This window comes from Microbacterium sp. LMX7-1.2 (assembly GCF_040675935.1).
Taxonomy (GTDB): domain Bacteria; phylum Actinomycetota; class Actinomycetes; order Actinomycetales; family Microbacteriaceae; genus Microbacterium.
The window spans coordinates 1,976,897-2,003,298 of the sequence record NZ_JBEGIL010000001.1; the positions used below are offsets into that span (position 1 = coordinate 1,976,897).

At 69.4% G+C, this 26,402-nt stretch carries 27 protein-coding genes; 17 read left to right on the forward strand and 10 right to left on the reverse strand.

The features are described from left to right. The first annotated feature begins 136 nt into the window (after window positions 1-136). Window positions 137-955: a shikimate 5-dehydrogenase gene (locus MRBLMX7_RS09590; protein ID WP_363367953.1), complete on the forward strand. Its 819-nt coding sequence runs from the start codon at window positions 137-139 to the stop codon at window positions 953-955. A gap of 3 nt (window positions 956-958) precedes the next feature. Here the strand turns inward: MRBLMX7_RS09590 and MRBLMX7_RS09595 are convergent, their stop codons facing one another. After that, window positions 959-2,146, reverse strand: a complete 1,188-nt coding sequence (locus tag MRBLMX7_RS09595; RefSeq protein ID WP_363367956.1) for an MFS transporter — start codon at window positions 2,144-2,146, stop codon at window positions 959-961. A 127-nt stretch (window positions 2,147-2,273) separates the two neighbouring features. On the opposite strand from MRBLMX7_RS09595, the gene MRBLMX7_RS09600 reads away from it, so the two are divergent. From MRBLMX7_RS09600 to MRBLMX7_RS09615, 4 genes are read left to right on the forward strand one after another with little or no spacing between them, the layout of a single operon-like run. Continuing rightward, window positions 2,274-2,723 carry a MarR family winged helix-turn-helix transcriptional regulator gene (locus tag MRBLMX7_RS09600; RefSeq protein ID WP_363367958.1) on the forward strand — a complete coding sequence of 150 codons (450 nt, stop codon included), beginning with the start codon at window positions 2,274-2,276 and terminating at the stop codon, window positions 2,721-2,723. Between the two features lie 20 nt (window positions 2,724-2,743). Further along, entirely contained in the window at window positions 2,744-4,588 is a 1,845-nt protein-coding gene (locus MRBLMX7_RS09605) for a substrate-binding and vWA domain-containing protein (RefSeq protein ID WP_363367960.1), read from the forward strand. A 7-nt stretch (window positions 4,589-4,595) separates the two neighbouring features. Then, window positions 4,596-5,633, forward strand: a complete 1,038-nt coding sequence (locus MRBLMX7_RS09610; protein WP_363367962.1) for a hypothetical protein — start codon at window positions 4,596-4,598, stop codon at window positions 5,631-5,633. Further along, entirely contained in the window at window positions 5,630-6,325 is a 696-nt protein-coding gene (locus MRBLMX7_RS09615) for an aspartate/glutamate racemase family protein (RefSeq protein ID WP_363367964.1), read from the forward strand. The genes MRBLMX7_RS09610 and MRBLMX7_RS09615 overlap by 4 nt, the downstream gene beginning before the upstream one ends. A gap of 92 nt (window positions 6,326-6,417) precedes the next feature. Here the strand turns inward: MRBLMX7_RS09615 and MRBLMX7_RS09620 are convergent, their stop codons facing one another. Then, the gene (locus MRBLMX7_RS09620; protein ID WP_363367966.1) at window positions 6,418-7,383 is read right to left on the reverse strand and encodes a LacI family DNA-binding transcriptional regulator; all 966 of its coding nucleotides are present in this window, start codon (window positions 7,381-7,383) and stop codon (window positions 6,418-6,420) included. Between the two features lie 93 nt (window positions 7,384-7,476). Between MRBLMX7_RS09620 and MRBLMX7_RS09625 the strand changes: the two genes are divergently transcribed. The 6 genes from MRBLMX7_RS09625 to MRBLMX7_RS09650 all read left to right on the forward strand — a co-directional run bounded on the left by MRBLMX7_RS09625 (window position 7,477) and on the right by MRBLMX7_RS09650 (window position 14,327). Continuing rightward, a complete protein-coding gene (locus MRBLMX7_RS09625; protein ID WP_363367968.1) occupies window positions 7,477-8,961 on the forward strand; it encodes a mannitol dehydrogenase family protein in 1,485 nt (494 codons plus the stop codon). Beyond that, the gene (locus tag MRBLMX7_RS09630) at window positions 8,958-9,962 is read left to right on the forward strand and encodes an L-idonate 5-dehydrogenase (RefSeq protein WP_363367970.1); all 1,005 of its coding nucleotides are present in this window, start codon (window positions 8,958-8,960) and stop codon (window positions 9,960-9,962) included. Before MRBLMX7_RS09625 ends, MRBLMX7_RS09630 begins: the two co-directional genes overlap by 4 nt. Before the next feature lie 62 nt (window positions 9,963-10,024). Beyond that, window positions 10,025-11,416 (forward strand): MFS transporter, encoded by a 1,392-nt coding sequence (locus MRBLMX7_RS09635; RefSeq protein ID WP_363367972.1) that lies wholly within the window; start codon window positions 10,025-10,027, stop codon window positions 11,414-11,416. 88 nt (window positions 11,417-11,504) lie between these two features. Next, window positions 11,505-12,731 (forward strand): D-mannonate dehydratase ManD, encoded by a 1,227-nt coding sequence (gene manD / locus MRBLMX7_RS09640; RefSeq protein ID WP_363367974.1) that lies wholly within the window; start codon window positions 11,505-11,507, stop codon window positions 12,729-12,731. After that, the gene (locus tag MRBLMX7_RS09645; RefSeq protein WP_363367976.1) at window positions 12,721-13,365 is read left to right on the forward strand and encodes a bifunctional 4-hydroxy-2-oxoglutarate aldolase/2-dehydro-3-deoxy-phosphogluconate aldolase; all 645 of its coding nucleotides are present in this window, start codon (window positions 12,721-12,723) and stop codon (window positions 13,363-13,365) included. Before manD ends, MRBLMX7_RS09645 begins: the two co-directional genes overlap by 11 nt. Then, window positions 13,362-14,327, forward strand: coding sequence for a sugar kinase (locus MRBLMX7_RS09650; RefSeq protein WP_363367978.1), 966 nt, complete (start codon window positions 13,362-13,364; stop codon window positions 14,325-14,327). Before MRBLMX7_RS09645 ends, MRBLMX7_RS09650 begins: the two co-directional genes overlap by 4 nt. A gap of 31 nt (window positions 14,328-14,358) precedes the next feature. On the opposite strand, the gene MRBLMX7_RS09655 is transcribed toward MRBLMX7_RS09650, so the two are convergent. After that, window positions 14,359-15,114, reverse strand: coding sequence for a FadR/GntR family transcriptional regulator (locus MRBLMX7_RS09655; RefSeq protein WP_363367980.1), 756 nt, complete (start codon window positions 15,112-15,114; stop codon window positions 14,359-14,361). Between the two features lie 51 nt (window positions 15,115-15,165). After that, window positions 15,166-15,945 (reverse strand): SDR family NAD(P)-dependent oxidoreductase, encoded by a 780-nt coding sequence (locus tag MRBLMX7_RS09660; protein WP_363367982.1) that lies wholly within the window; start codon window positions 15,943-15,945, stop codon window positions 15,166-15,168. 176 nt (window positions 15,946-16,121) lie between these two features. Between MRBLMX7_RS09660 and MRBLMX7_RS09665 the strand changes: the two genes are divergently transcribed. The 6 genes from MRBLMX7_RS09665 to MRBLMX7_RS09690 all read left to right on the forward strand — a co-directional run bounded on the left by MRBLMX7_RS09665 (window position 16,122) and on the right by MRBLMX7_RS09690 (window position 22,180). Next, window positions 16,122-17,090 (forward strand): sugar ABC transporter substrate-binding protein, encoded by a 969-nt coding sequence (locus MRBLMX7_RS09665; RefSeq protein WP_363367984.1) that lies wholly within the window; start codon window positions 16,122-16,124, stop codon window positions 17,088-17,090. 17 nt (window positions 17,091-17,107) lie between these two features. Continuing rightward, the gene (locus MRBLMX7_RS09670; protein WP_363367986.1) at window positions 17,108-17,929 is read left to right on the forward strand and encodes an ATP-binding cassette domain-containing protein; all 822 of its coding nucleotides are present in this window, start codon (window positions 17,108-17,110) and stop codon (window positions 17,927-17,929) included. A gap of 2 nt (window positions 17,930-17,931) precedes the next feature. Further along, complete coding sequence (locus MRBLMX7_RS09675; RefSeq protein WP_363367988.1) at window positions 17,932-18,996, forward strand: ABC transporter permease; 1,065 nt, start codon at window positions 17,932-17,934, stop codon at window positions 18,994-18,996. 11 nt (window positions 18,997-19,007) lie between these two features. Next, window positions 19,008-20,258: a mandelate racemase/muconate lactonizing enzyme family protein gene (locus MRBLMX7_RS09680; protein WP_363367990.1), complete on the forward strand. Its 1,251-nt coding sequence runs from the start codon at window positions 19,008-19,010 to the stop codon at window positions 20,256-20,258. A gap of 3 nt (window positions 20,259-20,261) precedes the next feature. After that, on the forward strand, window positions 20,262-21,305 hold the full coding sequence (locus MRBLMX7_RS09685) for a zinc-dependent alcohol dehydrogenase (protein ID WP_363367992.1): 1,044 nt from the start codon (window positions 20,262-20,264) through the stop codon (window positions 21,303-21,305). A 122-nt stretch (window positions 21,306-21,427) separates the two neighbouring features. Beyond that, on the forward strand, window positions 21,428-22,180 hold the full coding sequence (locus MRBLMX7_RS09690; RefSeq protein ID WP_363367994.1) for a Pr6Pr family membrane protein: 753 nt from the start codon (window positions 21,428-21,430) through the stop codon (window positions 22,178-22,180). 63 nt (window positions 22,181-22,243) lie between these two features. Here MRBLMX7_RS09690 and arr read toward each other — a convergent pair whose 3' ends face one another. The 6 genes from arr to MRBLMX7_RS09720 form a co-directional block, all read right to left on the reverse strand. After that, window positions 22,244-22,654 (reverse strand): NAD(+)--rifampin ADP-ribosyltransferase, encoded by a 411-nt coding sequence (gene arr, locus MRBLMX7_RS09695; RefSeq protein ID WP_363367996.1) that lies wholly within the window; start codon window positions 22,652-22,654, stop codon window positions 22,244-22,246. A 25-nt stretch (window positions 22,655-22,679) separates the two neighbouring features. Beyond that, window positions 22,680-22,916, reverse strand: coding sequence for a hypothetical protein (locus MRBLMX7_RS09700; protein WP_363367998.1), 237 nt, complete (start codon window positions 22,914-22,916; stop codon window positions 22,680-22,682). Then, window positions 22,913-23,146: a hypothetical protein gene (locus tag MRBLMX7_RS09705; RefSeq protein ID WP_363368000.1), complete on the reverse strand. Its 234-nt coding sequence runs from the start codon at window positions 23,144-23,146 to the stop codon at window positions 22,913-22,915. The genes MRBLMX7_RS09700 and MRBLMX7_RS09705 overlap by 4 nt, the downstream gene beginning before the upstream one ends. A 93-nt stretch (window positions 23,147-23,239) precedes the next feature. After that, window positions 23,240-24,154, reverse strand: coding sequence for a carbohydrate ABC transporter permease (locus MRBLMX7_RS09710; protein ID WP_363368002.1), 915 nt, complete (start codon window positions 24,152-24,154; stop codon window positions 23,240-23,242). Continuing rightward, window positions 24,154-25,092, reverse strand: coding sequence for a carbohydrate ABC transporter permease (locus tag MRBLMX7_RS09715; RefSeq protein WP_082297652.1), 939 nt, complete (start codon window positions 25,090-25,092; stop codon window positions 24,154-24,156). The genes MRBLMX7_RS09710 and MRBLMX7_RS09715 overlap by 1 nt, the downstream gene beginning before the upstream one ends. A gap of 1 nt (window position 25,093) precedes the next feature. Then, window positions 25,094-26,377 (reverse strand): ABC transporter substrate-binding protein, encoded by a 1,284-nt coding sequence (locus MRBLMX7_RS09720; RefSeq protein WP_363368005.1) that lies wholly within the window; start codon window positions 26,375-26,377, stop codon window positions 25,094-25,096. Window positions 26,378-26,402: the final 25 nt, after the last annotated feature.

Below are 26,402 nucleotides of genomic sequence, written 5' to 3' on the forward strand. Positions count from 1 at the left end.
GTGCACGCACTCTCACCATAGGGGAGGAGCGGTGCTGCCGCCATAGGGGGTTGACGCCCGCGCGCGTCGTATGAGACCGCTCCCACGTCTGGCGGCGACGGCGATCCGGATACGTGACGCGGTCTACCCTGGTTCGGTGACCATGCTGAACAAGGACATGACCCTGTGCATCTCGCTGTCCGCGCGGCCGAGCAACAACGGCACGCGCTTCCACAACTTCCTCTATGAGGAGCTCGGACTGAACTGGATCTACAAGGCGTTCGCGCCCACGGACCTCGCCCAGGCGATCGCCGGGGTACGCGGCCTCGGCATCCGCGGGTGCGCGATCTCCATGCCGTTCAAGGAGGACGTGATCGCCCTCGTCGATCGCATGGACCCCTCGGCGACCGCGATCGACTCGGTGAACACGATCGTCAACGACGACGGCGTGCTGACGGCCTACAACACTGACTACAGCGCGATCGCCCAGCTCATCGAACGGAACGCCCTCGACCCGGCATCCACGGTCCTTCTTCGCGGCTCGGGCGGGATGGCGAAGGCGACGGCCGCAGCCTTCCGTGACGCCGGCTTCCGCCGCGTTACGATCGCCGCGCGCAACGAGGAGCGCGGGCGCGCGCTCGCGGACCTGTACGGCTTCGCCTGGGTCGCGGATGCCGCGGATGCCACCGCCGACGTCATCGTCAACATCACCCCCATCGGCATGGCCGGCGGCGCGGACGAGCATGGGCTCTCGTTCGCCGAGGAGCAGATAGCCGCGGCGTCGGTGGTGTTCGACGTCGTCGCGCTTCCGGCCGAGACCCCGCTGGTCCGCGCGGGGCGCGCAGCCGGCAAGGTCGTCATCACGGGAGCCGAGGTCGCGACCCTTCAGGCCCTCGAGCAGTTCGTGCTCTACACCGGCATCCGCCCCTCGGCCGCCCAGGTGCAGGCGGCCGAGGAGTACATGCGCGCGCAGTAGCGCTCAGACGGTGACCGTGCGCAGCGAGCCGGATGCCGTCGAGAGGGGCCGTCGCGCGGTCACGACCGCGATCACCATGACGACGAGAGCGGATGCCGTGATCACGGCGCCGATCCAGATCGGCGAGGTGTAGCCGAGACCGGCCGAGATGCCGAGGCCTCCGGCCCAGGCGCCGAGGGCGTTGCCCACGTTGAAGGCGCCGATGTTCGCGCCGGAGGCGAGCGTGGGGGCACCGCCGGCGTAGTGCATGATGCGGGTCTGGAGTCCCGGCACGGTGCCGAAGCCGAACGCGCCCATGACGACGAGGATCGCGATGGTCGCCGGCTGCGACCAGGCGAGCAGCCCGAAGAGCACCAGTACGACCAGCAGCGCCCCGATGAAGAGGAGGAGCGTGCGGTCGAGTGCGCCGTCGGCCAGGCGTCCGCCGACCCAGTTGCCGATCACGAGACCGGCGCCGAACAGCACGAGCAGCCAGGGCACGGCCGCGGCGTCGAAGCCCGAGACGCCGGTGAGCGTGTAGGCGATATAGGTGAAGGCGCCGAACATGCCGCCGAAGGCGAGCGCCGTGACGATCAGCGAGAGCCAGACCTGGCCGGAGCGGAAGGCGCGGAGCTCGTGGCCGAGGCGGACCTGCGCGCCGGTGCTGCGAGGCGCGGTCACGAGCACCGCGATGCCGATGAAGGCGAGGACGCCGATGCCGGAGATGACCCAGAACGTCGACCGCCACCCGTACTGCTGGCCGATGAAGGTGCCGAAGGGGACGCCGAGGACGTTCGCGGCGGTGAGGCCCGTGAACATGATGGCGATGGCGCGAGCCTTCTTCGCGGGGGCGACGAGCTCCGCCGCGACGACGGAGCCGATGCCGAAGAAGGCTCCATGGCAGAGGGCGGCGACGATGCGCCCGGCCATGGCGGTCGAGTAGTCGGGAGCGATGGCCGTGAGCGCGTTGCCGAGGATGAAGAGGACGAGGAGTCCGAGCAGGACGGGCTTGCGGGGCAGTCGCGTCGTGGCGGCCGTGAGTCCGAGTGCGCCGACCACGACGCTCAGCGCGTAGCCGGAGATGAGCCAGCCTGCCGTGGCTTCGGCGACCCCGAAATCGTGGGCGACCTCGGGCAGGAGGCCCATGATGACGAACTCCGTGAGTCCGATCCCGAAGGCGCCGATGGCGAGTGCGATGAGTCCGAGTGGCATGGGTGCGTTCCGTGGTCCTCTGCTAAAGTAGTTGCAGACGCGGGTTATTGCGTCCGAGGCACAATCATTGCACACGCAACTATACCGCGCAAGCAACTAACCGCGTCCGCACACACTCGGAGGACATATGGGCATCTCGGACGACGCCGTCGAGATACGCGCGCGCGGCTGGCGCACCCTCGCCGCACTGCACGGCATCATCGACGCCGAGCTGGAACGCGCACTCGGGGCTTCGGTCGGTCTGTCGGTGGTCGAGTACACCGTGCTCGACGCCCTCAGCCGGCAGGACGGCTGGCACATGCGGATGCAGCAGCTCGCCCGCGCGGCCGCGCTCAGCCCGAGCGCGACGACGCGACTCGTGACACGCCTCGAGGATCGGGGCCTGCTCACCCGCATCCTGTGCGCCGACGATCGTCGAGGCATCTACACGGAGCTGACCGCCGCGGGTCGCGCACTGTACGACCAGGCGCACCCGATCCACGACGAGACGCTCGAGCGGACGCTCGGCGACGCCGTGACTCAGCCCGAGCTCGCGCCGGTCGTGCACGCCCTGCAGGGGTCGTCCGTCGACGCCTGACCACCGGGTACTCTGGGCGCATGAGCGCGCCTCGCACCACACGACGCACACCCGCACGACGCACGCCCGCGGCTCTCGCCCTCGCGGCGGCCGTGGCGCTGGTGCTCACGGCCTGCACGGCCGGAGGAGACGACGGCGGCTCCGAGGGCGGCGGCGGGCAGGCCTTCCCCGACGACGGCTGCACGCACATCACGGTCGCGACCTCGTCGGAGAAGGTCAACATGCTCGACGAGCTCGCGAAGTCCTTCAAGGACTCGCCCGAGCATGAAGACCTCGACACGTGCGCGACCGTGCGTCCCACCAACGTCTCCTCTGGCAACGCGACACGCTTCCTCACCTCGGGCGAGGACTGGCCGAGCGACGACCGCGCCCTGTGGCCCACGCTGTGGTCGCCCGCCTCCACGGTCTGGACCGACCGCGTCGCCGCGGCGGCCTCCGCGAACCTCGTCGGAGAGCCCGTGTCGTTCACCCGCACACCCGTCGTCTTCGGGATGCCGGAGCCCATGGCGACCGCGCTCGGCTGGCCGGACACCTCGATCAGCATCACCGATCTCGAGAACCTCTGCCAGGACCCCGCCGGCTGGGGCAGCGTCGGCAAGGACATCTGGGGCGCGTTCAAGATCTCGAAGACCAACCCGAACACGTCGACGACGGGCCTGTCGACCATCCTCATGCAGTCCTACGAGGCGACGGGCAAGACCGAGGGGCTCACGGCGGCCGACGTCGACGCGTCCGCCGACTTCTCGCGGGTCTTCGAGGAGTGCGTGATCCACTACGGCGACACGACCGGCAACGTGCTCTCGACGCTCTACGACGAGACGCAGAACGGGTCGAACGGGTCGGCGTACGTGTCGGCCGTGGCGCTCGAGGAGACCTCGCTGCTCAACTACAACCAGGGCAACCCCGACTCCCACACCGTGCAGCCCGGCGAGACCCTGACCCCGCCGAAGACGAAGCTGGTGGCGGTGTACCCCGCTGGCGGCTCGATGTGGTCGGACAACCCGGTCACGGTGCTCGGCGCCGACTGGGTGACGCCCGAGCAGCGCACGGCCGGTGAGGCGTTCGCGGCGTTCCTGCAGACGACCGCCGCACAGAAGATCCTGCCCGACTACGGCTTCCGCCCTCTCGACGAATCGGTGCCGCTCGGCGACCTGTTCACCGCGAAGTTCGGCGTCGACCCGGCTCTCCCCGCCGTCACGCTGCCGAAGCCGGACGTCGACGTGATCTCCACGGCCATCGACCAGTGGACCCAGGTGCGCAAGCCCTCGTCGGTGCTCGAACTCATCGACATCTCCGGATCGATGGACGATCCGATCGGAGACGGCCGCTCGCGTCTCGACGGCGCGATCGAGGGCGCGCAGACGACCCTGGACCACTTCCGGTCCACGGACGAGATCGGCGTGTGGGCCTTCACCACCGGGATCTCCTCGAATGCCGGAGAAGGCATAGAGGTGCTGCGCGACGTGACCGCCCTCGGCTCGGACGGCGAGAAGCTTGACTCCTCGCTGGACGATCTGCGCTACGCGCAACGCAACGGCACCCCGCTTTACGACTCGATCCTGCTCGCCTACGAGGCCATGAGCGAGCGCGCCGAGCCCGGTCGCATCAACGCGATCGTCGTGCTCTCCGACGGGGAGGACACCGATTCGAGCGTGTCGCTCGACTCGCTCATCGCGAAGATCGGCAAGAGCACGAAGGAGGGCGGCGACGATGCTCCCGTGCGCATATTCCCGATCGCGTATGGAGAGGGCGCCGACACGTCCGCGCTGCAGCGCATCGCCGACGCGACCGGCGGGCAGATGTTCGACGCGTCCGACGCCGAGCGGATCGACCTGGTGTTCGCGTCCGTGATCAACAACTTCTGAGTACGCGATGCCCTCCGTCACCGCATCCGGCAACCCCTGGCTCGACGACGCCCTGGAACAGATCGCGACCCAGAGCGTGTACGTCGACTCCGAGGTCGCAGGCCACACGGCGCTCCAGGATCAGCTCGCGAGCGTGGTTCCTTCCGACGGGTCGATCGCGGTCGTCGTGCTGCCCGAGGCGGCCGGGCGGAACCTCCCGTATCAGACCTACATCCTCGAGCGCCTCACGTCCGCGGGCGATCACGACACCGTGATCCTCGCCGTGGGCTCGGATCTGCAGGCGGACTCCTCGGCGATCGACGGAGAGGTGGCGCTGCGCATCGCGAACGAGAACGAGGCGTCGGCCGGCTCCCTCCCCGACGCACTGGTCGAGACCGTGCAGGAGATCTCCGCCGAGACGCCGACCTCCCCGGGAGGGGGCAGCGGCACGGGAGGCGCCGATCTGCTCGTACCGGGTCTGATCGGCGGCGTCGTGCTCCTCGCCGCGGCGGGCGCTGCGATCGCTCTCGTCATCCGTCGCCGCCGAGGCCGAGCGACTCCTGCTGCCTCCACGGACCCCATCCCCGCCGGCATCCGTCTGCGCATCGACCGTCTCCGTGAACTGCGCCCGGCCTACGCATCGGTCTCCGGCAACGCGATCGCGGGCGAGACCGCCGCCGGAATCGACACCCTCGCCTCGCACGTCGAGCAGCTGTTCCTCCGCCTCGACGCCAGGGCGGGCGAGGACCAGAGCGTGCTGGCCGAGGCCGAGTACTCCGACAAGCTCGCCCGCCTGGTCGCGGCTCTCGAACCCGACTACCTCCTCGACCTGCTCACCCGTCCTGACCTGTGGGATGCGCCGGACGAGCGGATCGCGGAGGTGCGCGAGGCCCTCACAGCGGTCACGACGCAGATCGTCGACAACATCAAGCAGGTCAACGGCCGCAAGGGCCTGTTGTTCCAGGTGTCGCTGGACTCGCTCATCGGACGCAGCGAACTGCGCGACTGGGAGCGTCAGTTCGGCGAGAGCACGGCGCAGGACGGGAACACGGGAGACCGCGCATGAAGACGATCGGCGTGCTCGGCGGGATGAGCTGGGAGTCGTCGCTCGAGTGGTACCGCCTCGCGAACCAGCGCGTGCAGGAGAGGCTCGGCGGATACCACTCCGCGCGCATCGTGCTCGACTCTGTCGACTTCGCGGAGATCGAGGCGATGCAGGTGCGCGGCGACTGGGCCGCCGCGGGGGACCTCCTCGCGGCACGGGCGCGAGCCCTGGAGGCGGCGGGCGCTGAGATCCTCGTGCTGTGCACCAACACCATGCACCTGGTGGCCGAGCAGATCCAGGATGCCGTCGGCATACCCTTCCTGCACATCGCGGATGTCGCCGCGGAGGCCGTCGCGGCGGCGGGCGTGACGACGGTCGGCCTTCTCGGCACGGCGTTCACGATGGAGCAGCCGTTCTACCGCGAGCGTCTCTCCGCGCACGGGCTGTCGGTGGTGGTGCCGGACGCCGACGACCGGGCGCTCGTGCACGCCGTGATCTACGACGAGCTGGTGCACGGCGAGATCCGCGAGGAGTCTCGACAGCGCTACGCCGAGGTCATCGATCGGCTCGTGGCGCAGGGCGCGGAGGGGATCATCCTCGGCTGCACCGAGATCGAGCTGCTCGTCTCGGCCGCGGACTCTCCGGTGCCGGTGTTCCCGACCACGGCCCTGCACGTCGAGGTCGCGGTCGATCGCGCGCTCGCCGACGCCTGATCCGCTCCCGCCCGTCTATTTCTGCCGTGTGGCAGGAATGCGCGGTCTGTTTCTGCCGTATGGCAGAAATAGACGGTCCTTCCGTCGGCTGGTCAGGCGGCGGGTGCGGCGGTCGACGCGCGCACGATCAGCTGCGAGGGGAGCGGCGGCACTTCGTCGATGGCCTCTCCGGCGATCCGCTGCAGCAGCAGGTCGACGGCGACGGTTCCGCTGCGGTCGATCGGCATCCGCACGGTCGTGAGGGCGGGCGTGACGGCGCCCGCGAGATCGATGTCGTCGATCCCGACGATGCTGATGTCGGCGGGGCAGCGGCGGCCGAGCTCCAGCATCCCGGCCTCGAGTCCCAGCGCGACGAGGTCGTTGTAGGCGACCACGGCGGTCGCGCCGCTGGCTGCGGCGGGGGCGGCCGCCGCGCGTCCGCCCTGGATCGACGCGGCCTGGTGGCTGAGTCGGGTGAGGCGGATGCCGTGGCGCTCGCAGGCCCTTGCGACGGTGTCGGCGCGGCGGACGTCGGCCCAGGAGCCACGCGGACCCGAGGCGTAGGCGATGTGCGTGTGGCCGAGCGCAGCGAGGTGCTCGATGGCCTGCGCGGGGCCGTGCTCGGTGTCCATGACCACGCACGACGCACCGTCGATGAGCCGGTTGACGACGACGCAGGGGGTGTCGCCGACCAGTTCGAGCACGTCGGCGTCGGGGAGGCGCGGCGAGCAGAGGAGCATGCCGTCGAGCTTGCGCGCCTGCTCGATCTGCTCGCGCTCCCGGCGGAGGTCCTCATCGGCGTCGAACACGACGATGCGGTGCCGGCCGTGCCAGGCCTGCCCCTGGATGGCCTTGAGCAGCGTGCCGTACACGGGGTTCGCGACGTCGGGCAGGATGACACCGAAGGTACGCGTCGCGGTCGCCGCGGACTGCGGCGTGGAGTAGCCGAGCTCGGTCGCGGCTTCCAGGACTCGATCGAGCGTCGCGGGCGCGAGGCGGTCGGGTTCGCCGAACGCGCGCGAGGCGGTCGCGATGGACACGCCCGCGTGTCGTGCCACGTCCGTCAGTGTCGCTGCCACGTCCGCCCCTCCGTCTTTCGTGCAATCCTATGGTCCTGCGCTTCGATGTAAGACCGCTTGACAAGTTTGTACAACTGATACACACTTCTTTACATGACGATCATCGCCGATCACCCCCGGCCGCAGCGCGCAGGCATCCTGCACCTCGGTCTCGGGAGCTTCCACCGCGCGCACCAGGCGGTGTACACGTCCGCCGCTCTGCAGGCCGACCGTGGGGACTGGGGCATCGTCGGCGTCGCCTCCCGCTCGCGCACCGTCGTCGACGCGATGCACGCCCAGGACCTCCTCTACACGGTCGCCACGATCTCGCCCGACACCACCTCCCTGTCGGTCCCCGGAGTCCACACCGACGCCTTCGTCGCGGCCGACCGCCCCGAACGCGTCGTGGCGCAGATCGCCGACCCCGGCATCCGCATCGTGACCCTCACGGTGACCGAGAACGGCTACAGCTACTCCCCCGCCACGCAGCGTCTCGACCTCGACGACGAGACCGTGCGAGCGGACCTCCGCGGCGGAGCGCCCCGCTCGACCATCGGGCAGCTCGCCCGCGGCCTCCAGGCCCGCGCGGCGGACGGCGCGCCGATCTCGATCCTCAGCTGCGACAACCTCGCCGCGAACGGCAAGCACACCGAGAAGCTCGTGCGCGAGTTCCTGCAGGAGCTTCCCGGCACCGAGGGCGCAGAGACGCTCGCCTTCCTCGACCGCTCCGTGACGTTCCCCTCGAGCATGGTCGACCGCATCGTCCCGGCGACCACCCCCGAGCTCCGCACGCGCGTGGCGTCGCTCCTCGGCGCGCGCGACGACATCCCCGTGCCGGCCGAGCCGTTCACGATGTGGGCGATCGAGGACTCCTTCGCCGCCGGTCGTCCGGCCTGGGAAGCCGGCGGCGCCGTGTTCACCGACGAGGTCGGCCGCTACGAGCAGATGAAGGTGCGGATGCTCAACGGCACGCACTCTCTCATCGCCTACCTCGGCGCGTTGAGCGGTGCGGCCACGATCCCCGCGGCCGTCGGCATCGAGCGCATCCATCGCGCAGCCCGCGGGATCATGCGCGACGAGTACGAGCCGTCGATCGAGCTCCCCTCGGGCGTCGACGTCCGCGCCTACGAGGACGAGCTGTTCGAGCGCTTCGCGAATACGGCGCTCGGTCACCGCACGAGCCAGGTCGGCACCGACGGATCCGTCAAGCTGCGCCAGCGCATCCCCGAGCCGGCCCTCCTGGCGCTGTCGCGCGGCGAGATGCCGCACCTCATCGCGCTGACGGTCGCGGGCTACCTGTCGTGCATCGCCCCGCTGCCCGGCTTCGACCCCGGCCTGCACGCCGACGCCATGACGGATGCCGCGCGCGAGCGCCTCGCCGCTCTCGCCGCCACCGCACACGACGGCCGCGAACTGGCCCGCCGCGTGATCGGCGAGCTGCACCTGTTCGGCACCGAGCTGGCAGAGCAGGATGCTCTCATCGACCGTGTCGGCGCGCTGACCGACACCATCCGGCGGCAGGGTGTGGATGCCGCGATCGACGACGCGCTGACCGCGGTCGGCTCGCCCCTGACCCCCACGAAGGAGATGCAGCCATGAAGGCTCTCGCCATCCACGGCAAAGAGGACATCCGCTGGGAGGACCGCGAGGTCCCGACCCCCGGCGACGGAGAGGTCCGCCTCCGGGTGAACTACGTCGGCATCTGCGGATCCGACCTGCACTACTACTTCCACGGCGCGAACGGCGAGTACACGATCCAGGAGCCGCTGACCCCCGGTCACGAGCTGTCCGGCGTCGTCGACCTCGACCCGTCGGGCCGTCTGGCCCCCGGCACGCCGGTCACGGTGCACCCCGCGCGCTACGGCCCCTCCGTTCCCGGCCTCGAGGACCGTCCGCATCTGCGTCCCGGCGGCGACTACTTCGGCAGCGCGGCCGCGCATCCGCACCGTCAGGGCGGAGCATCCGAGTTCCTCCTCGTCGAGGACCACATGATCCGCGTGCTCCCGGCGTCCCTGCCGCTCGAGCGCGCGGCGCTCGCCGAACCGCTGGCCGTCGCGATCCACGCCGTGGGCCTCGCCGGCGACCTCACGGGGAAGCGTGCGCTCGTGATCGGCGCGGGCCCGATCGGACTTCTCGTCGTCGCGGCAGCCGTGCACGCCGGAGCATCCGTCGTCGGGGCGAGCGATGTCCGCGAGGAGCCGCTGGCCCGCGCGCAGTCGCTCGGCGCGACCGAGGTCTCCCTCGTCGGCCGCGACGCGATCGACGACGAGTCCTACGACGTCGTGTTCGAGTGCTCGGGAGTGGGCGTCGCCCTCACCCAGGCCGTCCGGGCCGCGCGACGCGCGGGCATGGTCGTGCAGGTCGGGATGCTCGCGAACTCCGAGATCGGCGTGAACCTCGCGCCGATGCTGGCGAAGGAGCTCACGATCCGCGGGGCGTTCCGCTTCTCCACCGAGATCGACGACGCGATCAGCCTGCTGGCCGAGTCCGACGCCCTCGACTCCGTGATCTCCCACGTCCTCCCCGCATCCGACGCCGTCCCGGCCTTCGAGCTCGCCCGCGACTCCTCGGCCTCGGCCAAGGTCCTGCTGTCCCTCTAGTCACACCCGAACGCGCGCCCGACGCGCACATCACCCGTTCCTGGTCCGAAGGAGTACCTCCCATGTCAGAACAGCAGACGACGGCCACGGCCGCCGATCCCACCGCGAAGAGGTCGGTGAAGGACCTCGTCCGTGCCGCGATCTCCGGCTGGCTCGGCACCGCGCTCGAGTTCATGGACTACCAGCTCTACTCCCTGGCAGCCGCACTCGTATTCGCCGACCTCTTCTTCTCCTCCGAGAACCCCGCCGTGGCCGTGGTCGCAGCGATGGCCACCTACGGCGTCGGCTACGTGGCCCGCCCGGTCGGCGCGTTCTTCTTCGCCCGCATGGGCGACAAGACCGGACGCACGAAGGTCCTGTTCTACACGATCCTCCTGATGGGCCTCGCGACCACGCTGATCGGCGTGCTGCCGACGTACTCGCAGGTGGGCGTGCTCGCGCCGATCCTGCTCGTCGTGCTGCGCATCGCGCAGGGCTTCGGCGCGGGTGCGGAGATCTCCGGTGCGGGCGTCATGCTCGCCGAGTACGCCCCGGCCAAGCGCCGCGGCATCATCGCCTCGCTCGTCGCCCTCGGCACCAACTGCGGCACGCTGCTCGCCTCGGGCATCTGGGCGATCCTCCTCGTCGCGTACAGCGAGGACCAGGTCATCGAGTGGGCGTGGCGCATCCCGTTCCTCGCCAGCGCGGTCATCATGCTGTTCGCGATCTGGGTGCGCTTCAACCTCAAGGAGACCCCGGTCTTCGAGGAGCGCGAGGACGTCGTCGACGGCAAGGCCCTGTCGCGCGAGGAGACCATCCAGCTCGCGACCGAGACCAACGACATCCGCACCCTCGAGGCGATGCAGCGCAAGCCCATCAAGGCGTTCGTCATCGCGCTGCTGCTGCGCTTCGGCCAGGCCGGCAACTCGGGCATGATCCAGACCTACCTGATCAGCTACATCACGGTCGTGCTGCTGCTCGACAAGAGCATCGGCGTCAACGCGGTCATCGTGTCGTCGCTCGTCGCGTTCATCACGGTCCCGCTGTCGGGCTGGCTCGGCGACCGCTTCGGCCGCAAGCGCATGTACATGGTGTGGGCGGTCATCGCCCTGATCGTGATCGTCCCGACCATGCTCATGATCAACAGCAAGGACACGCTGCAGGTGTTCGTCGGCTACGTCGTGCTGCACAACCTCGCGGTCATGAGCTTCGCCTCGCTCGAGAACCTCACGCTCCCCGAGATCTTCGGTGCCCGCAACCGCTACACGTACACGGCCATGGCCCGCGAGATCGCCGCGATCGTCGCGACCGGCGCCGGTCCCGTCATCGCCGCCGCCTGGGTGTCGGCCGCCACCGGCTCGTTCATCCCGATCATCGTCATGCTCGGCTTCTTCACGCTCTGCGCGCTCGTGGCGTCGATCATCATGCCCGAGGTGGCCGGTCGCGACCTGACCGACCCGCGCGACGCGGTCTGACCGAGACCGCCCCTCCCGACCGGGGCGCGGCCGACCCGAACGGCCGCGCCCCCACCACCTCCGCCCTCACCACCTCCAGGAGAAGACCATGACCATCGAGCTCGTCGACGTCATCATCACCAGCCCCGGGCGCAACTTCGTCACGCTCAAGATCACGACCTCGGACGGCATCGTCGGCTGGGGAGACGCGACCCTCAACGGCCGTGAGCTCGCTGTCGCCTCCTACCTGGAGGACCACGTCGCGTCGATGCTCGTCGGCCGCGATGAGGACCGTATCGAGGACACCTGGCAGTACCTCTACCGCGGACCCTACTGGCGTCGCGGCCCCGTGACCATGGCCGCGATCGCCGCGGTGGACATGGCGCTGTGGGACATCAAGGCCAAGAAGGCCGGGATGCCGTTGTACCAGCTGCTCGGAGGCGCGAGCCGCGAGGGCGTCCGCGTCTACGCGCACGCCTCGGGCACCGACTACGCGGCGCTCAAGAACGCGATCGCCGGCTATCAGGAACTCGGCTACACGGCCGTGCGCGTGCAGACCGGCGTCCCCGGCCTCGGGCAGATCTACGGGGTCTCGAACGCCGGTCCCGGCGTGCGCTACGACTATGAGCCCGCCAAGCGCTCGGGCGCGCGCCCCAGCGAGGAGACCTGGGACACCCGCAACTACTTGAACCACATGCCCGGGATCTTCGCGCAGATCCGCGAGGACTTCGGCACCGACCTCCGCATCCTGCACGACGGCCACCACCGCATGTCGCCCATCGAGGCCGCACGCTTCGCGAAGGAGATCGAACCCTACGACCTGTTCTGGCTGGAGGACTGCACCCCCGGCGAGGACCAGACGGCTCTGCGCCTGGTGCGTCAGCACTCCACCACGCCACTCGCGATCGGCGAGGTCTTCAACTCGGTGTTCGACTACCAGGCGCTCATCACCGAGCGCCTGATCGACTACGTCCGCTCGGCGGTGACGCACACGGGCGGCATCACGGCCATGAAGAAGCTGCTCGACTTCGCCGCGGTCTACGGCATCAAGTCCGGCATCCACGGTCCGACCGACATCTCGCCGGTCGGCATGGCGGCGGCGCTGCACCTCGACCTCGCGATCCACAACTTCGGCATCCAGGAGTACATGCCCCACAACGAGCAGACGCTCGAGGTGTTCCAGACGTCGTTCACGTTCGACCAGGGCTTCCTGCACCCGGGCGAGACGCCGGGCCTGGGAGTCGAGCTCGACGAGACGGCCGCGGCCGGCCACGAGTACACGAAGGCGTACCTGCCGGTGAACCGTCTGCTCGACGGGACCGTGCATGACTGGTGAGGCCGGCCGCGTGGCGCTTCCGGCGCGCACGCTCGAGTCGCGGCTCGTCGTCGTCGCCCGCGCACAGCGCGCCGCGGACTACGACGCCGTGCTCGAGGTGCTCGTGGATGCCGGCATCCGCAGCGTCGAGCTGACGCTCACCACACCCGACACCCTCGCGCACCTGCCGCGGTTGATCGAGCGCTTCGGCGACGTCGTCGACCTCGGCGTGGGAACCGTCACGGACACCGAGGAGCTGAGCGGGGCGATCGCCGCGGGAGCCGCGTACATCGTCACGCCGATCACCGACCGCTCGTTCGTGACGCAGGCCCGGGATGCCGGTGTGCCGATCGTCCCGGGTGGGCTCACGCCCACGGAGCTGTTCGCCTCGTGGTCTGCCGGCGCCTCGGCGGTCAAGGTGTTCCCCGCGGGCCAGGTGGGTCCCGGATACCTCAAGGACCTCCGCGGGCCGTTCCCCGGCATCCAGGTCGTGCCCTCCGGCGGCGTCGACCTCGCGGGGGCCGAGGCGTGGCTCGCGGCCGGCGCTGCGGCGGTGAGCGTCGGCGGTCCGCTGCTCGGCGACGCGTTCACGGGCGGCGACCTCGGCGCCCTGCGCGACCGCGCCGCCGCCTTCGTCGAGGTCTGCGCCCGGTGAGCGGCTCGCCTGTCGCCGCGGTGGTGACGTTCGGCGAGACCATGGCGCTCGTCCGCTCGACCGAGATCGGGTCGCTGAAGCACGCGAACGCGCTCGCGCTCGGCATCGGCGGCGCGGAGAGCAACGTCGCGATCGGGCTCTCGCGCCTGGGCCACTCCTCGTCGTGGTTGGGCCGTGTCGGCGACGACTCCCTCGGCGAGCGCGTCGTCCGCGAGATCCGCGGGGAGGCCGTCGACGTGCGCGCTGTGATAGACCCCGCGGCCGCGACCGGACTCATGGTGAAGGAGCGCCCCTCCGCGGCATCCACCGCCGTGCACTACTACCGGGCCGGCTCCGCCGGGTCGCGTCTGCATCCCGACGACCTGCCCGAGGGCTGGGTCGAATCGGCGGAGCTGATGCACGTCACGGGCATCACCCCGCTGCTCTCGGCGTCGGCGGCGGATGCCGTGCACGCCGCGATCGACCGGGCGCGTGACGCCGGCGTCCGCGTGACCTTCGACGTGAACTACCGCTCGAAGCTCGCCGCCGCCGAGGTCGCCGGTCCGATCCTGCGCGCGATCGCCGAGCGCGCCGACATCGTGTTCGGCGGCGAGGAGGAGTTCGCGATCCTCTACCCCGGCACGAGCACCGCCGAGTCCGCGACCCGGTTGCGGGAGGCCGGATGCGCCACGACCGTCGTGAAACTCGGCCCTGCGGGCGCCGCGGTCGTCACGGCCGACGCCGTGGTCGAAGCGCCCGGTTTCCGCATCGAACCCCTGGACACGGTCGGAGCCGGAGACGCGTTCGTCGCGGGCTACCTCAGCGGTCTGCTCGACGGACTCGACACGGCCGAGACGCTGCGACGAGCGAACGCCTCCGGCGCCCTCGCCTGCCTCGTGCCCGGCGACTGGGAGGCCGCGCCCACGCGTCGCGACCTCGACCGCTTCCTCTCGGGCGGCGACGGCGATCCCGTGCAGCGCTGACCGCCGCAGGCCGCCCTCTAATCAGAGAGGCTCAGTCGCCCGTATGGTCGGAGGCGATTCCCCGACGCCGCAAGACGTCCCGGATGGGCTCGTCGACATCCGGGCCGTACAGCTGGAGCGCGAGGTCCAGGTGACGGCGCATCGCCTCCGCAGCCCCGACTCCGTCGCGTGACCGGATGCACGCGAGGATCTCGTCGTGCAGCGGGTCTCCGGCGGCGTGCACCTGCGGATCGCTGTGGCTGCGATACATGAGGTCGGACACGAGCTCTCCGATGGCCGTGAACATGACCTCGAGCACGGGATTGCCGCTGGCGCGAGCGATCGCGCGATGGAAGGCGAGATCGGTCGACACACGCTGGTCGAGGCCGTCGGCGCGCAGATGGGCGGCCAGCGCCTCGTTCAGCGTCGCTATGTCGTCGGCTGTGGCCGAGTGTGCCGCCGAGGATGCGGCCGCGCACTCGAGCACCTTGCGCGCCTCGACGAGATCCCGCGAGGTCACGCCCTCCTGCTGTGCGATGCGCACCATGGGCTGCGCGAGATCGGTGGCCTCCGGAGGGCGGGCGAACGACCCTCGTCCCGGAATGATCTCGATGTACCCACGATCTGCCAGTCCACTCAGCGTCTCGCGCACCACGGTGCGGGAGACGCGGTACTCGATACCCAGTTCCCGCTCCGACGGGAGCTTCTGGCCTGGCGCGATACGCCCGGTCACCAACTGGCTCTCGAGAGCGCTGAGCATGCCGGACTTGGTCCCGAAGGTACCGCGCGTCGCGGAGGTCGTCGTCACGGGCGATCCCTTCTCATCGGAACTGTCACTGAGCGTCCGCGGTCGCGCCGATCACAGCGTCCCGAGGGAGCTTCCGCTGTCGATCAGGAGCACCGAACCGGTCATCATGCGCGCCCCGGGCGATGCGAGAAATGCTACCGCGTGGGCGATGTCGGCGGCCTCCTGCATCACGTTTAACGGACTCGACCGCGCAGCGCGCTCGGCATAGCCGGGCTCCGTCTCGTACTGGATCTTCGCCATGCCGGCCCTCACGATCCCGGGCGACACGGCGTTCGCGCGGATGCCGTGGGCGGAGAGCTCGAGCGCGGTCTGACGCATCAGCTGCTCCACTCCCGCCTTCGAGGTCGCGTAGCTGACGATCTCGGGCCAGGGACGCGAGGCCACCCAGGAGCTGACGAACACGATGGCCCCCGGAACGGCGTCGGCGACCATGCGGCGCGCCGCCGCCTGCGCCGTCAGGAACGCGCCGGTGAGGTTGACGTCGATCTGGCGGCGCCACTCGCTCGCGTCGACGTCGAGGAACGGTTGAGCCGTGACGATCGCCGCATTGCAGACCGCCAGGTCGATGCGCGGGAGGTCGGTGAACAGGTCGCCGAGGGCCGCGGCATCGGTGACATCGGCCTGGCGGTACTCCACAGCACCGTCGGGGTGGCCCGCGGCGATGGCCCGAGCGATGTCCACACCGCGATCGGTGTCGAGGAGGTCGATCAGGGTGCAGTCGTAGCCGTCGGCCAGCAGCGCCGTGGCCGTGGCTCGTCCGATGTCGCCGGCGCCGCCCGTGATGAGCGCCATGGGCCTGGTCTCGCCTCGCGGTGAAGCGGCTTCTGTCATCGATCTCTCCTCTTTGAGCGATATTCCGGTACAGCACCGTTGACATGGGTGTTCAGAGAATGGATCATACCACTGGTACGACATGTCATACCAGTTCCGCGGGCGGGGCCGGAGTACTTGCGCTCTCCTCCCGCCGCGGTCGATCCCGACGAGAACAGGTGCCAAAGGAGGCCCCGATGAAGACCCGAATCATCACGTCCGTGCTCGTGACCGCCGCTCTGGGGGTGGCGCTCGCAGGCTGTTCGGCCGGCGGCGGCCCGGACTCCAGCGGCGAGACCAACATCTGGTACGTCAACCCGCTGACGTCGTATCCCGCATGGGCCGACTCCATGCAGAAGTTCGAAGACGAGGCAGCCGACGGCGATTACCGCGCCACCGGCGTGGGACCCACCAAGCTCGACACCGCCACTAACGTGAGCCAGATCGAGCAGGCCATCACCGACGGCGCGGACGGCGTGATCTTCTGCAACACCGACCCCGCATCCTTCGAGTCCGTGATCACCCGCGCCCAGGACGCCGGCGTGGTCATGGTCACGATCGGCTGCGTCGACGAGGTGTCCGACTACTCGATCGGCACCGACAACGTGCTGTTCGGCGAGACCGCCGCTCAGACCATCGCCGAGGGCGTCGGCGAGGATGCCGTCGTCGGCATCGTCTCGACGGACCAGACCACCCCGAACCAGCTCGCCCAGGTGACCGCGTTCAAGGACTACATCGCGAAGACGTACCCCGACATGAAGGTCGCCGCATGGGAGTCGGACAACTCCGACTCGGCCGTGGCCGCGCAGAAGATCACCGGCATGCTGCAGGCTAACGACGACATCACCGCCATCTGGTGCGTCGAGGGCCAGTGCCCCGGCGGCGTCGCGACCGGGCTCGGCGAGGCCGGCAAGGAGCCGGGCGACGTGTTCGTGCTCGGCATCGACACGGTCGAGACCACCATCAGCGCGATCGAGGACGGATGGATCCAGGCCTCGCTGAACCAGTGCTGGTTCGACGCGACGACCCTCGCCACCGACCTCATCAAGGCGAAAGCGTCCGGCAAGGACGACGCCCCGCAGTCGTGGGGCATCGCGGTCGACCCGGTCACGGCCGACGACCTGCCCTACGCGGGCTGCCCCGCCGACGTCATCCCGTCGCTCTGAGTCAAGGGGATCGCACCATGAGCACTGCTGCAGAAGCACCCGAACACCCGCCCGTGGCGGACCCGCCCGCCGAACTGCGCATCGAGCACGCCTGGAAGAGCTTCGGGCATGTCTCGGCCGTGCGTGACGTGTCCCTCCACGTCGCGGGCGGCGAGGTGCTGGCCATCGTCGGTGACAACGGCGCTGGGAAGTCCACTCTCGTGAAGCTGCTGTCGGGCGTCTACCCGCTCGACAGCGGCGAGCTCTTCGTGAACGGGGAGAGGATCGAGAAGGCGGACCCGCGCCGGGCGCGGTCGCACGGCGTGTCGACCGTCTTCCAGGACCTCGCGATCGTGGAGACCCTCGACATCGCGGCGAACATGTTCCTCGGCCAGCCGCTGCGCCGCTTCGGGCTGTTCGCCGACCGCAAGCAGATGCTCGCGCAGTCCGCGGAGATCCTGCGCGATCTCCAGGTGCGGATCCCCAGCGTTCGCGTGCCCGCCGGCGAGTTGTCCGGCGGGCAGCGGCAGGGCGTGGCCATCGCCCGCGCCGTGAGGCAGGACAACCCGATCATCCTCATGGACGAGCCGACCGCCGCGCTAGGGGTGCGGGAGACGGCGCAGGTCGCTGAGATCATCCGCACCCTCAAGGGGCGCGGCAAGGCGGTCATCCTCGTCTGCCACGACCTCGAGTTCATCTTCGAGGTCGCCGACCGCATCCACGTGCTCCGTCTCGGGGCCACCCAGGGAGTGCGCTCCGTCGCCTCCACCGACCGCAGCGAGGTCGTCGCCCTCATCACCGGAGCGATGGCCGCCGACGACGAGCCGTCCGGCGACGGCACGAGCACGGACAAGGAATGACCATGAGATCCACATCCTCGACCGCAGCGCCAGTGCCTGCGCTGCCCGACCCGACGGACGTGTTGAAGGCCGACACCCAGCTCTCCGCCGTCCGCCGGCTGCTGATGAGCCCGTCCTTCGCGCTGAGCGTCGCGATCCTGCTCTTCGTGCTGATCGGCGCCACCCAGTCGCCGCAGTTCCTGAGCGCGGGAGCCTGGGTGAACATCCTCCGCGACGCGACGTTCATCGCCATCCCGGCGGCGTTCGCCTGCATCGTTCTCGTGAACGGCGGCCTCGACCTCTCGGTCGGTTCCGTGCTCGTCGCGGGCGCCATGACCTCGGCGGCAGCCTCCGCGGCGGGGATGAACTTCGTCGTCGCGTTCGCGCTCGGCACCGTCGTCGGCGCCGCGATCGGACTCGTCAACGGACTGATCATCAACCTCTGGAAGATCCCGCCGATCATCGCGACACTCGGCTCGCTGTTCGCCGTGCGCGCGGCCGTGGTCGCGTCGACGGGCGGCAACCCGATCGGCGAGCTCGGCGACGACTTCACGTACTGGGGCCAGGGCTCCGTGGGCGGGTTCCCCGTCATCATCCTCGTCGGCGTGGTCATCATCCTCGTCGCACACGTCACGCTCAATCTCACCAACTACGGCTGGAGCATCCGCGCTGCCGGCGGGAACATCAACGCGGCCCGCAACGCCGGCATCAGCGTGCGACGCATCTCGATCTCGGTGTACGTGCTGGGCGGCGCCTCGGCGGCGCTGACCGGAGCACTGCTCGCCTCCCGGCTCGGTGCGGGTTCGCCGACCTTCGGGCAGGGATACGAGCTGCAGGTCATCGCCGCGGCCGTGATCGGCGGCACCAGCATCTACGGCGCGATCGGCACCGTTCCGGGAGCCGTGCTCGGCGCGATCCTGCTCAGTGTCCTGACGAACGGCCTCGTGCTGCTGCGCGTCGATCCGATCTGGCAGAACTTCGTCATCGGACTCGTGCTCGTCGCAGCCGCCGGTCTCGATGTGCTGCGCCGCAAGCAGATGTTCAGCATGGCAGCGAGGCGCTCGGCCGCCACCAAGCGCACCGCATGAAGGAGGACACCATGGCCCAGGCATCCGCATCCTTGGTCGGCGAGACACACGAGATCGGTCCCGTGCGGATCGTCCGGATCGACACACTGCGCACGTCCCTCCAGTCGAATGTGACGCTGGTGGTGCTGCACGCCAGCGATGGAACCGTCGGCATCGGCGAGACCTTCTACGGGGCGTCCGCGGTCGAGGCGTACATCCATGACGTGGCGGCGCCCGCGCTGCTGCGTCATCACGATGCCGCTCCCGGTCCGATCGCACGCCTGCTCGCGGGCTACGTCGGATACTCCGGGTCGGGGGCTGAGGTGCGCGGCAACTCGGCGATCGACATCGCCCTGTGGGACCTCCTCGGCCGCCGAGCCGACGTCCCGCTCCGCGAGCTGCTCGGCGGGCCGTACCGCGACGAGATCGCCACGTACAACACCTGCGCCGGCACCGACTACGTCAACGCCGAGTCACGCCAGTCCTCGACGAACTGGGGAATCGGCGACGGCCGAGCCCGGGGACCCTACGAAGACCTGTGGTCGTTCCTGCACCGACCGGGTGAACTCGCCCGCGAGCTCGTCGATGCGGGATTCGGCGGCATGAAGGTATGGCCGTTCGACCTGGCGGCCGAGAGCAGTCATGGCGATCACCGGGCCGATCTCCGATTCGGACTCTCGGTGCTCGACGAGATCCGCAGCGAGGTGGGTGCCGACCTCGATCTGTACGTCGAGTTGCATTCGTTGTGGACGCCTCGCGGCGCGACCCGTCTGCTGAAAGAACTCGAGCGCTTCGACCTTGCGTGGGCCGAGGACCCGATCCGTCCCGACCACTATGCCGCACTCGGAAGGCTACGCGCGGACACCGATGTGCCGATCGCGGTCGGGGAGAACGTCGGGGCGGGGTTCAACGCCTACAAGCCGCTGCTCGACGCGAGCGCGATCGACGTCGCCATCCTCGATCTGGGCTGGGGCGGTGGGGTGACCGCCGGGCTGCAGGTGGCGGCACTCGCTCAGCAGGCCGGCATCCCGGTCGCACCGCACGACTGCACGGGGCCCGTGTCGCTCGCCGTGGCGACGCACTTCGTCACCGGCGTCGCGAACGGCCACGTGCAGGAGGTCGCCCGCGCGTTCTACCACGGCTGGTATCGGGACATCGCGGACGGTCTTCCCGAGATCGAGAACGGGATGATCCGCCCGAGCCGCGGGCCCGGGCACGGCATCACGCTGCGCCCCGACTTCCTCCACTCCCCGGGGACGTCGATCCGGACCTCGGCGGTCTGATCCGTGCTCGCGCTCCGCTGGCACGGTCGACGTGACATCCGCCTCGACGACGTGCCCGTCCCCTCGCTCGACGATCGCAGAGATGTCCTATTGCGTGTCCTCGCCGCGGGGATCTGCGGCACCGATCTCGAGGAGTGGCTCGAGGGCCCTGTCTCGGTGCGGGTCCCTGAGGGCCGTCAGGCGGTCACGCTGGGTCACGAGATCCTCGCCGAGGTGGTCGAGACCACGCCGCACGTTGCCTCGCTCTCACCCGGGGATCGCGTGGCGGTCGAGGTGAATCTCACCTGCGACGAGTGCGATCTGTGTCGACGGGGGAGGTCCAACGTCTGTCGACGCACCGTGGCGTTGGGTCTGCAGGACGACGGAGGCATTGCGGAGATGCTCGTCGCTCCGGCGGACGCATGCGTGCGGCTGTCCGGCCCGGCGAGCGACCTCGACGCCGTTCTCGCAGAACCCCTCGCCGTGGCGATTCATGCCGTGGACCTGGCAGCACCGCGGCCAGGTTCGCGCGCGCTAGTCATCGGCGGCGGCGCCATCGGGCAGCTGTTGCTGCGCGTTCTGGCCGAACGGGGCGTGCGGGCGGCGCTGCGGGAACCCGACCCGTTCCGACGGCGGATCGCGCAGGATGCGGGGTTCGCGGCCTTCGCGTCGACGGCGGAACTCGACGAGGCGACGGAGTGGGCGGGACGGCTCGACGTCGTGTTCGAGGCAGCCGGGCATGCGGCTGCCGTGGAGGATGCCGTCGACGTCGTCGCACCCGGCGGCTGCGTGATCGTGCTGGGCGTGAGCGGCGAACCCGTTCGCATCGACGCGTGGCGCCTGATGGAGCGCGAGCTCTCCATCCGCGCATCCCTCTCGCATACCCTTCGGGACTTCCGCCGCGCCGTGGAGCTCATCGAGACGGAGAGGATCTCGGTGGCCGATCTGCTGACGCACACCGTGCCGCTGACCGAGGCACCTCACGCGTTCGACCTGCTCGCCTCCCGCGCGGAGAAGGTCCTGAAGTGCGTCATCGTCCCGGGCGTCGGGGCCGGTGTGCGGCGCTGACCGACGCGAGGCGCGCTCAGGACTCCGAACTCAGGTCAACCGCCGGTAGCCGCCTGAACCACGGTCCGCAAGGGGTCCGCACCGAGTGCGCGGTCCACCCCGAAGGCGCGTAGCCTCGAAGCATGTCGAAAGCCGTCGCCACTCCGCCCACGGCCACCGATATTCCAGCATCCCGGGAGCGGCCGGGTCTGTTCGCCGGAGCCGCCGTGAACCTGCGCCCGCTGGCGCTCGCCTACCGGATCGTCGCGCTCGTCGTCATCCTCACCGGCGTCGTGCGCAACGCCGACCTCCTCACCGGCGATCCGTCGTGGACGAGCTTCCTCTACTTCACGATGATCAGCGACCTGATCTGCCTCGTGTGGATGCTGCTGCTCGTCCTCCGCACGGCGCGCGATCTGCGGAGCTCCGGCCCTCGGGGCACCTCGACGCCGAGCGCCCGCTGGGGCGGTGCCGTCATGATGGCGATCACCGTGACGATGCTCATCTACGTCGTCGTGCTCGTGCCGACGCGGATCGACGCGGGCGACACCGACATCTACTCGCTCACCGACACGCTCATCCACATCGTGACGCCGGCCCTGCTGATCGCGGACTGGCTGCTGTTCGTCCCCAAGGGCGCGTTCCGCTGGGTCGACCCGCTGCTGTGGACGCTGATCCCGTTCGCGTACCTCGCGTGGTCTGTGATCTACGGCGCTCTCGGCGGCGAGTTCGTGGGCGGCGACCGGTATCCGTATCCATTCCTCGACGTCGACTCCCTCGGGATCGGCAGAGTCCTCACCTGGATCGCCGCGCTCACGGTCGCACTCGTCGCGGTCGGATTCGTGTACGTCGTGGTCGACCGGGTGCTCGGCGTCCTCGCCCGCCGCGCCCGCTGACGCGTTTCGTCTCGTCGCTGCGCTCCTCGCTCAACGACCTCCAAGCCGAACCCCGCCCCGGCGTCAGTTGATGATCTCGGCGCGCGGGTCGGAGTGCAGGGCGGCGAGCCTCTCGCGCCAGTCGGCGAGCGCCTCGGGCGACAATCGGGTCCAGTCGAGGACCTCGCGGACGACCCGCAGCGGCTCGGCGCTGCGGTACGACCGGGTCGGGTTGCCGGGGAACTTCTTGTCGGTCACGTTCGGATCGTTCTCGAAGTCGCCGATCGGCTCGACCTCGTAGACACGGGGCTCCCGATCGCCGGGAGCGAGCTCGGCCGCGAGGCCGGCCCCGTCACGGAGCGCCGTGAAGTAGATGTGGTTCATGACGATCTCCGGTCGGTAGTTCGACCGGAAGCCCGCGGTCAGAAGCTCACCGGGCTGCAGATCAGCCTTGGTGCCATGGAAGAAGGGTCCGTCGTCCAGTGCGTCTGTCACCGGGTCAGCGTACTGCGCCACAGACTCAGGAACGACGGGTTCCGATCCCCGGTTCGTCGTTGTGCACCGACTCGTCCTTCACCTCGGACTCGGATGCCGGATCGACGCGCACCGCGCTGCCACCGCCGGAGTCCGCGCCGGCACCGCCGGCGGGCACGTCGCCGAGTGCCTCGGCGTCGTCCCCGCCCCGCTCCGCGAGGTGCGCGGCGATGCTCTCCTCGGCATCCGACTCGCCCCCGGGGATGCCGTCGGCCCGAGTCATTCCGAGCCGTCCCGGAGATCCGCCGGGGCCTCGCCGCTGTGCTGCGCTCCCTCGTCCTCGGGAGCGAGGTCGCCCTGACCGTCGTCGCCGAGTTCGGCGTTCAGCGGCTCCTCGCCCTGCGTCTCGGGCTGCGCGGTGTCGGTGGGGAACCTGTTCGCCGGCTCGTCCACGCGCGGGACCCCCTGCATCTCCGGCTCGAAGCTGTTCGCGAGTGCGTCGATGTTCGACATGATGTCCTCCTCGATCGGTTCGAGGCTCCATCGTCCCGCGACTCCGCGGCGAGCGCAGGGCGGTTGACAGCCGCCCTGCGCCCCGGTAGCCCGCTATTTGATCGATCCGCGGGTGACGCCGGAGATCACCCAGCGCTGCGAGAAGATGTACACGATCAGCAGCGGTGCCATCGCCATGAGGTACGACGCGAACGCGACCGTGTAATCGGTGTTGTACTGCCCCTGCAGCACGTACTGCGCCAACGGCAGGGTGCGCGCCCCGGGGTCGGTCAGCACCACGAGCGGCAGGATGAAGTCGTTCCACGCCCACACGCAGGTGAGAATTCCGACCGTGGCGTTCATCGGGGTGAGGAGCGGGAAGATCACCTGCCAGAACACCCGCCAGGTCGAGGCGCCGTCCATGCGCGCCGCCTCTTCGAGCTCGATCGGGATCGACCGGATGTACGCCGAGTAGATGAACACGTTCAGCGACAGGCCGTAGATCGTGTACAGGAGGATCACGCCGACCTGGTTGTCGAGCCCTAGCAGCGCGGTCTGCTTGACGAGCGGCAGCATGATGATCGGGAACGGGATGAACAGGGCGGCGAGCAGATAGTAGAACACCCCCTTGAAGAAGGGGCGGTGCATGTTGCGGGCCAGGGCGTACGCGGCGATCGAGCTCGTGAACATCGTGAACACGACGGATCCGACGGTGATGAGCGCCGTGTTCATGAGCGCCTGGGGGAACTGCGTGCGCTCCCAGGCCTCGGCGAAGTTCTCCCAGCGCACGGGGTTCGGCCATTCGAAGCCGGTACCGCCGACGAGCTGGTCGGGGCTCTTCAGCGCGACGACGACGGCGAGGTAGAGCGGGATCAGCACGGTCAGCGCGCACACGGCGATGACCGCGGTGGCCCACCAGTTGGTGCGGCGGGTGTCTCCGTCGTCGACGGCCGAGCGGCGGCGGCGACGGGAGGGGACGACGATCGCGGCCGTCGACGGGGCGATCTGCGGTGTGGTCGTGGTGGACATCAGGCATCCGCCTCTCGGCGCTGGAGGACTCGGAACTGCAGGAGGGAGACGACCGTGATCACGATGAAGAAGATCACCGCGTTGGCCGTCTGGTAGGCGAACTCGCCGCCCGCGTAGCCGCCCTTGAAGATGAGCATCGTGACCGATTCGGTCGACGTGCCGGGGCCGCCGTTGGTGAGGGCCACGATCGGGTCGAAGACCTGCAGGTAGCCCTTGAGGCTCAGCACGACGTTGATCGTGAAGAACGCGCTGATCAGCGGGAAGGTGATCGACCAGAACTGACGCCAGGTCGAGGCGCCGTCCAGCGAGGCGGCTTCGTACAGCTCCGACGGGATCGTCTGGAGACCCGACAGGTAGATGATGATCGTGAACGCGCATCCCTGCCACACGGCGAGCGCGACGATCGCGGTCCACGCCCAATCGGGATTCGACAGGATGTTGTCGGCCAGGAGCGGGATGCCGGGGAACAGCTTCGGCAGCGAGTTCGTGAAGAGGTACTGGAACACGTAGCCGATCACGAGCATCGCGAGCACGTACGGCACGAAGTAGACGCCGCGGAAGAAGTTGCGAGCCTTGATCTTGGCGTTCAGCCCCATCGCGATCGCGAGGGAGATGGCGTTCGTGAGAACGGTGGCCGCGATCGCGAACAGGAACGAGAACCCGTAGGCCCCCCACACCCGGTCGTCCTTGAACAGATTGAGGTAGTTGGAGATGCCGACGAAGTTCCAGTCGCCGTACCCCGCGTAGTTCGTGAAGCTGAAGAACACGCCCACGAGCATCGGGACGGTGTGGAACGCCGCGAACGCGATCACGCACGGCCAGATCATCCAGTAGTACGCCGACAGGGCGCGGCGCGAGGTGGTGCGCGTGCGCACCGCGCGGGGCCGACGTCCGCCGCCCGAGGTCGATGAGCGGACCGCTTCGGTGAGAGTGCTCATGTCAGTCCTCCGTCACGGGGATCGTGCGAGCGGCGATCTTGCGCCACTCGTTGTCGAGGGTGGCGAGCGTCGCGTCCGCGTCGCCGGTGAAGATCGACTCCTGCACGAACTCGGCGAGCGGGATGCCGGGTGGGATCTGGTGGTCGAGGAAGCCGGTGATCCGTCCGTCGTCGAAGAACGGCTTGACCGACTGCAGCGACAGATCGTCGCTGAGCTGTGCGCCCTCGACCGAGGGGATCATGTTCTGCGAGGCCGCGAACTCCTCGATGATGTCGGGGCGGAACAGGAAGTCGATGAAACGCAGCGCCTCCTCGCGGTGCGGGGTGTCGCGGCCCATCGTGACCGTGACGTCCACGCCCGAGACGATGAGCCGGTCATCGGCCGAGTCGGTCGGATACGGGAAGATCGCCGCGTTGATGTCGGGGTTCACCTGCTTGATGCCGTTGACGGCCCAGATGCCGTGCAGCAGCATCGCGGCCTCACCGCGCGCGAATGCCCCGTTGCCGTCGTCGTAGGTCGCGCCGCGGTAGCCGTCCTGCGCGTAGGAGTACAGCTGCAGCTCGCGGTCGAGCGGCTGCTGGAAGTCCTGCTCGAACGAGGCGGGCGAGTCGGGACCGACGTCCTCTCCCTCGGAGCGCATCTCGTCGAAGAATCCGTCCTGCACCGCGTAGGCGCCGAGCCCGTTGAACGAGGGCACCGAGGTCCAGGAGTCGGCGAGCGTGGCGTAGATCGGCTGGATGCCGGCATCCTGCAGTTGCTCGCAGGCGGCGATGAGCTCGTCCCAGGTCTCGGGCACCTCGATGCCCTGCTCGGCGAAGATGTCGGCGTTGTAGATGATGCCGTTCGCGTTGTTGACGTAGCCGAGGCTGTTGACCTCGCCCTGTTTGTTCCCGAGGTCGGCGAGGATGTCCTGCACCGCGGGGTTGATCGTGTCGAGCACGGGCTCGTCGGAGAAGTCGTAGAACACCCCCGCCTGCGCGAGCCGTCCGAAGTTGCCGTTGCCGTTCAGGGTGATGACATCGGGCGCCTTGTCCTTCACGAGCAGGGTGCGGATGATCGTGTCGGCATCGGCCACCTGGTTCTGCACGACGCGGATGTCGGGGTTCTCGGCCTCGAACTTCTCGATGATCGCGTCGAAGTCCTCGCGGGCCTCACCTTTGAACTGGAAGAAGTTCAGCGTGGTGACGCCGGAGTCGGCGGTCGCGGAACAGCCTCCCAGCGTCCCGACGAGTGCGGCGACGGCGACGACCGCCACGGCAACGCGGACCGGATGGATGGATCTCATGTGCGCCTCCTTGCGCGAGTGGGCG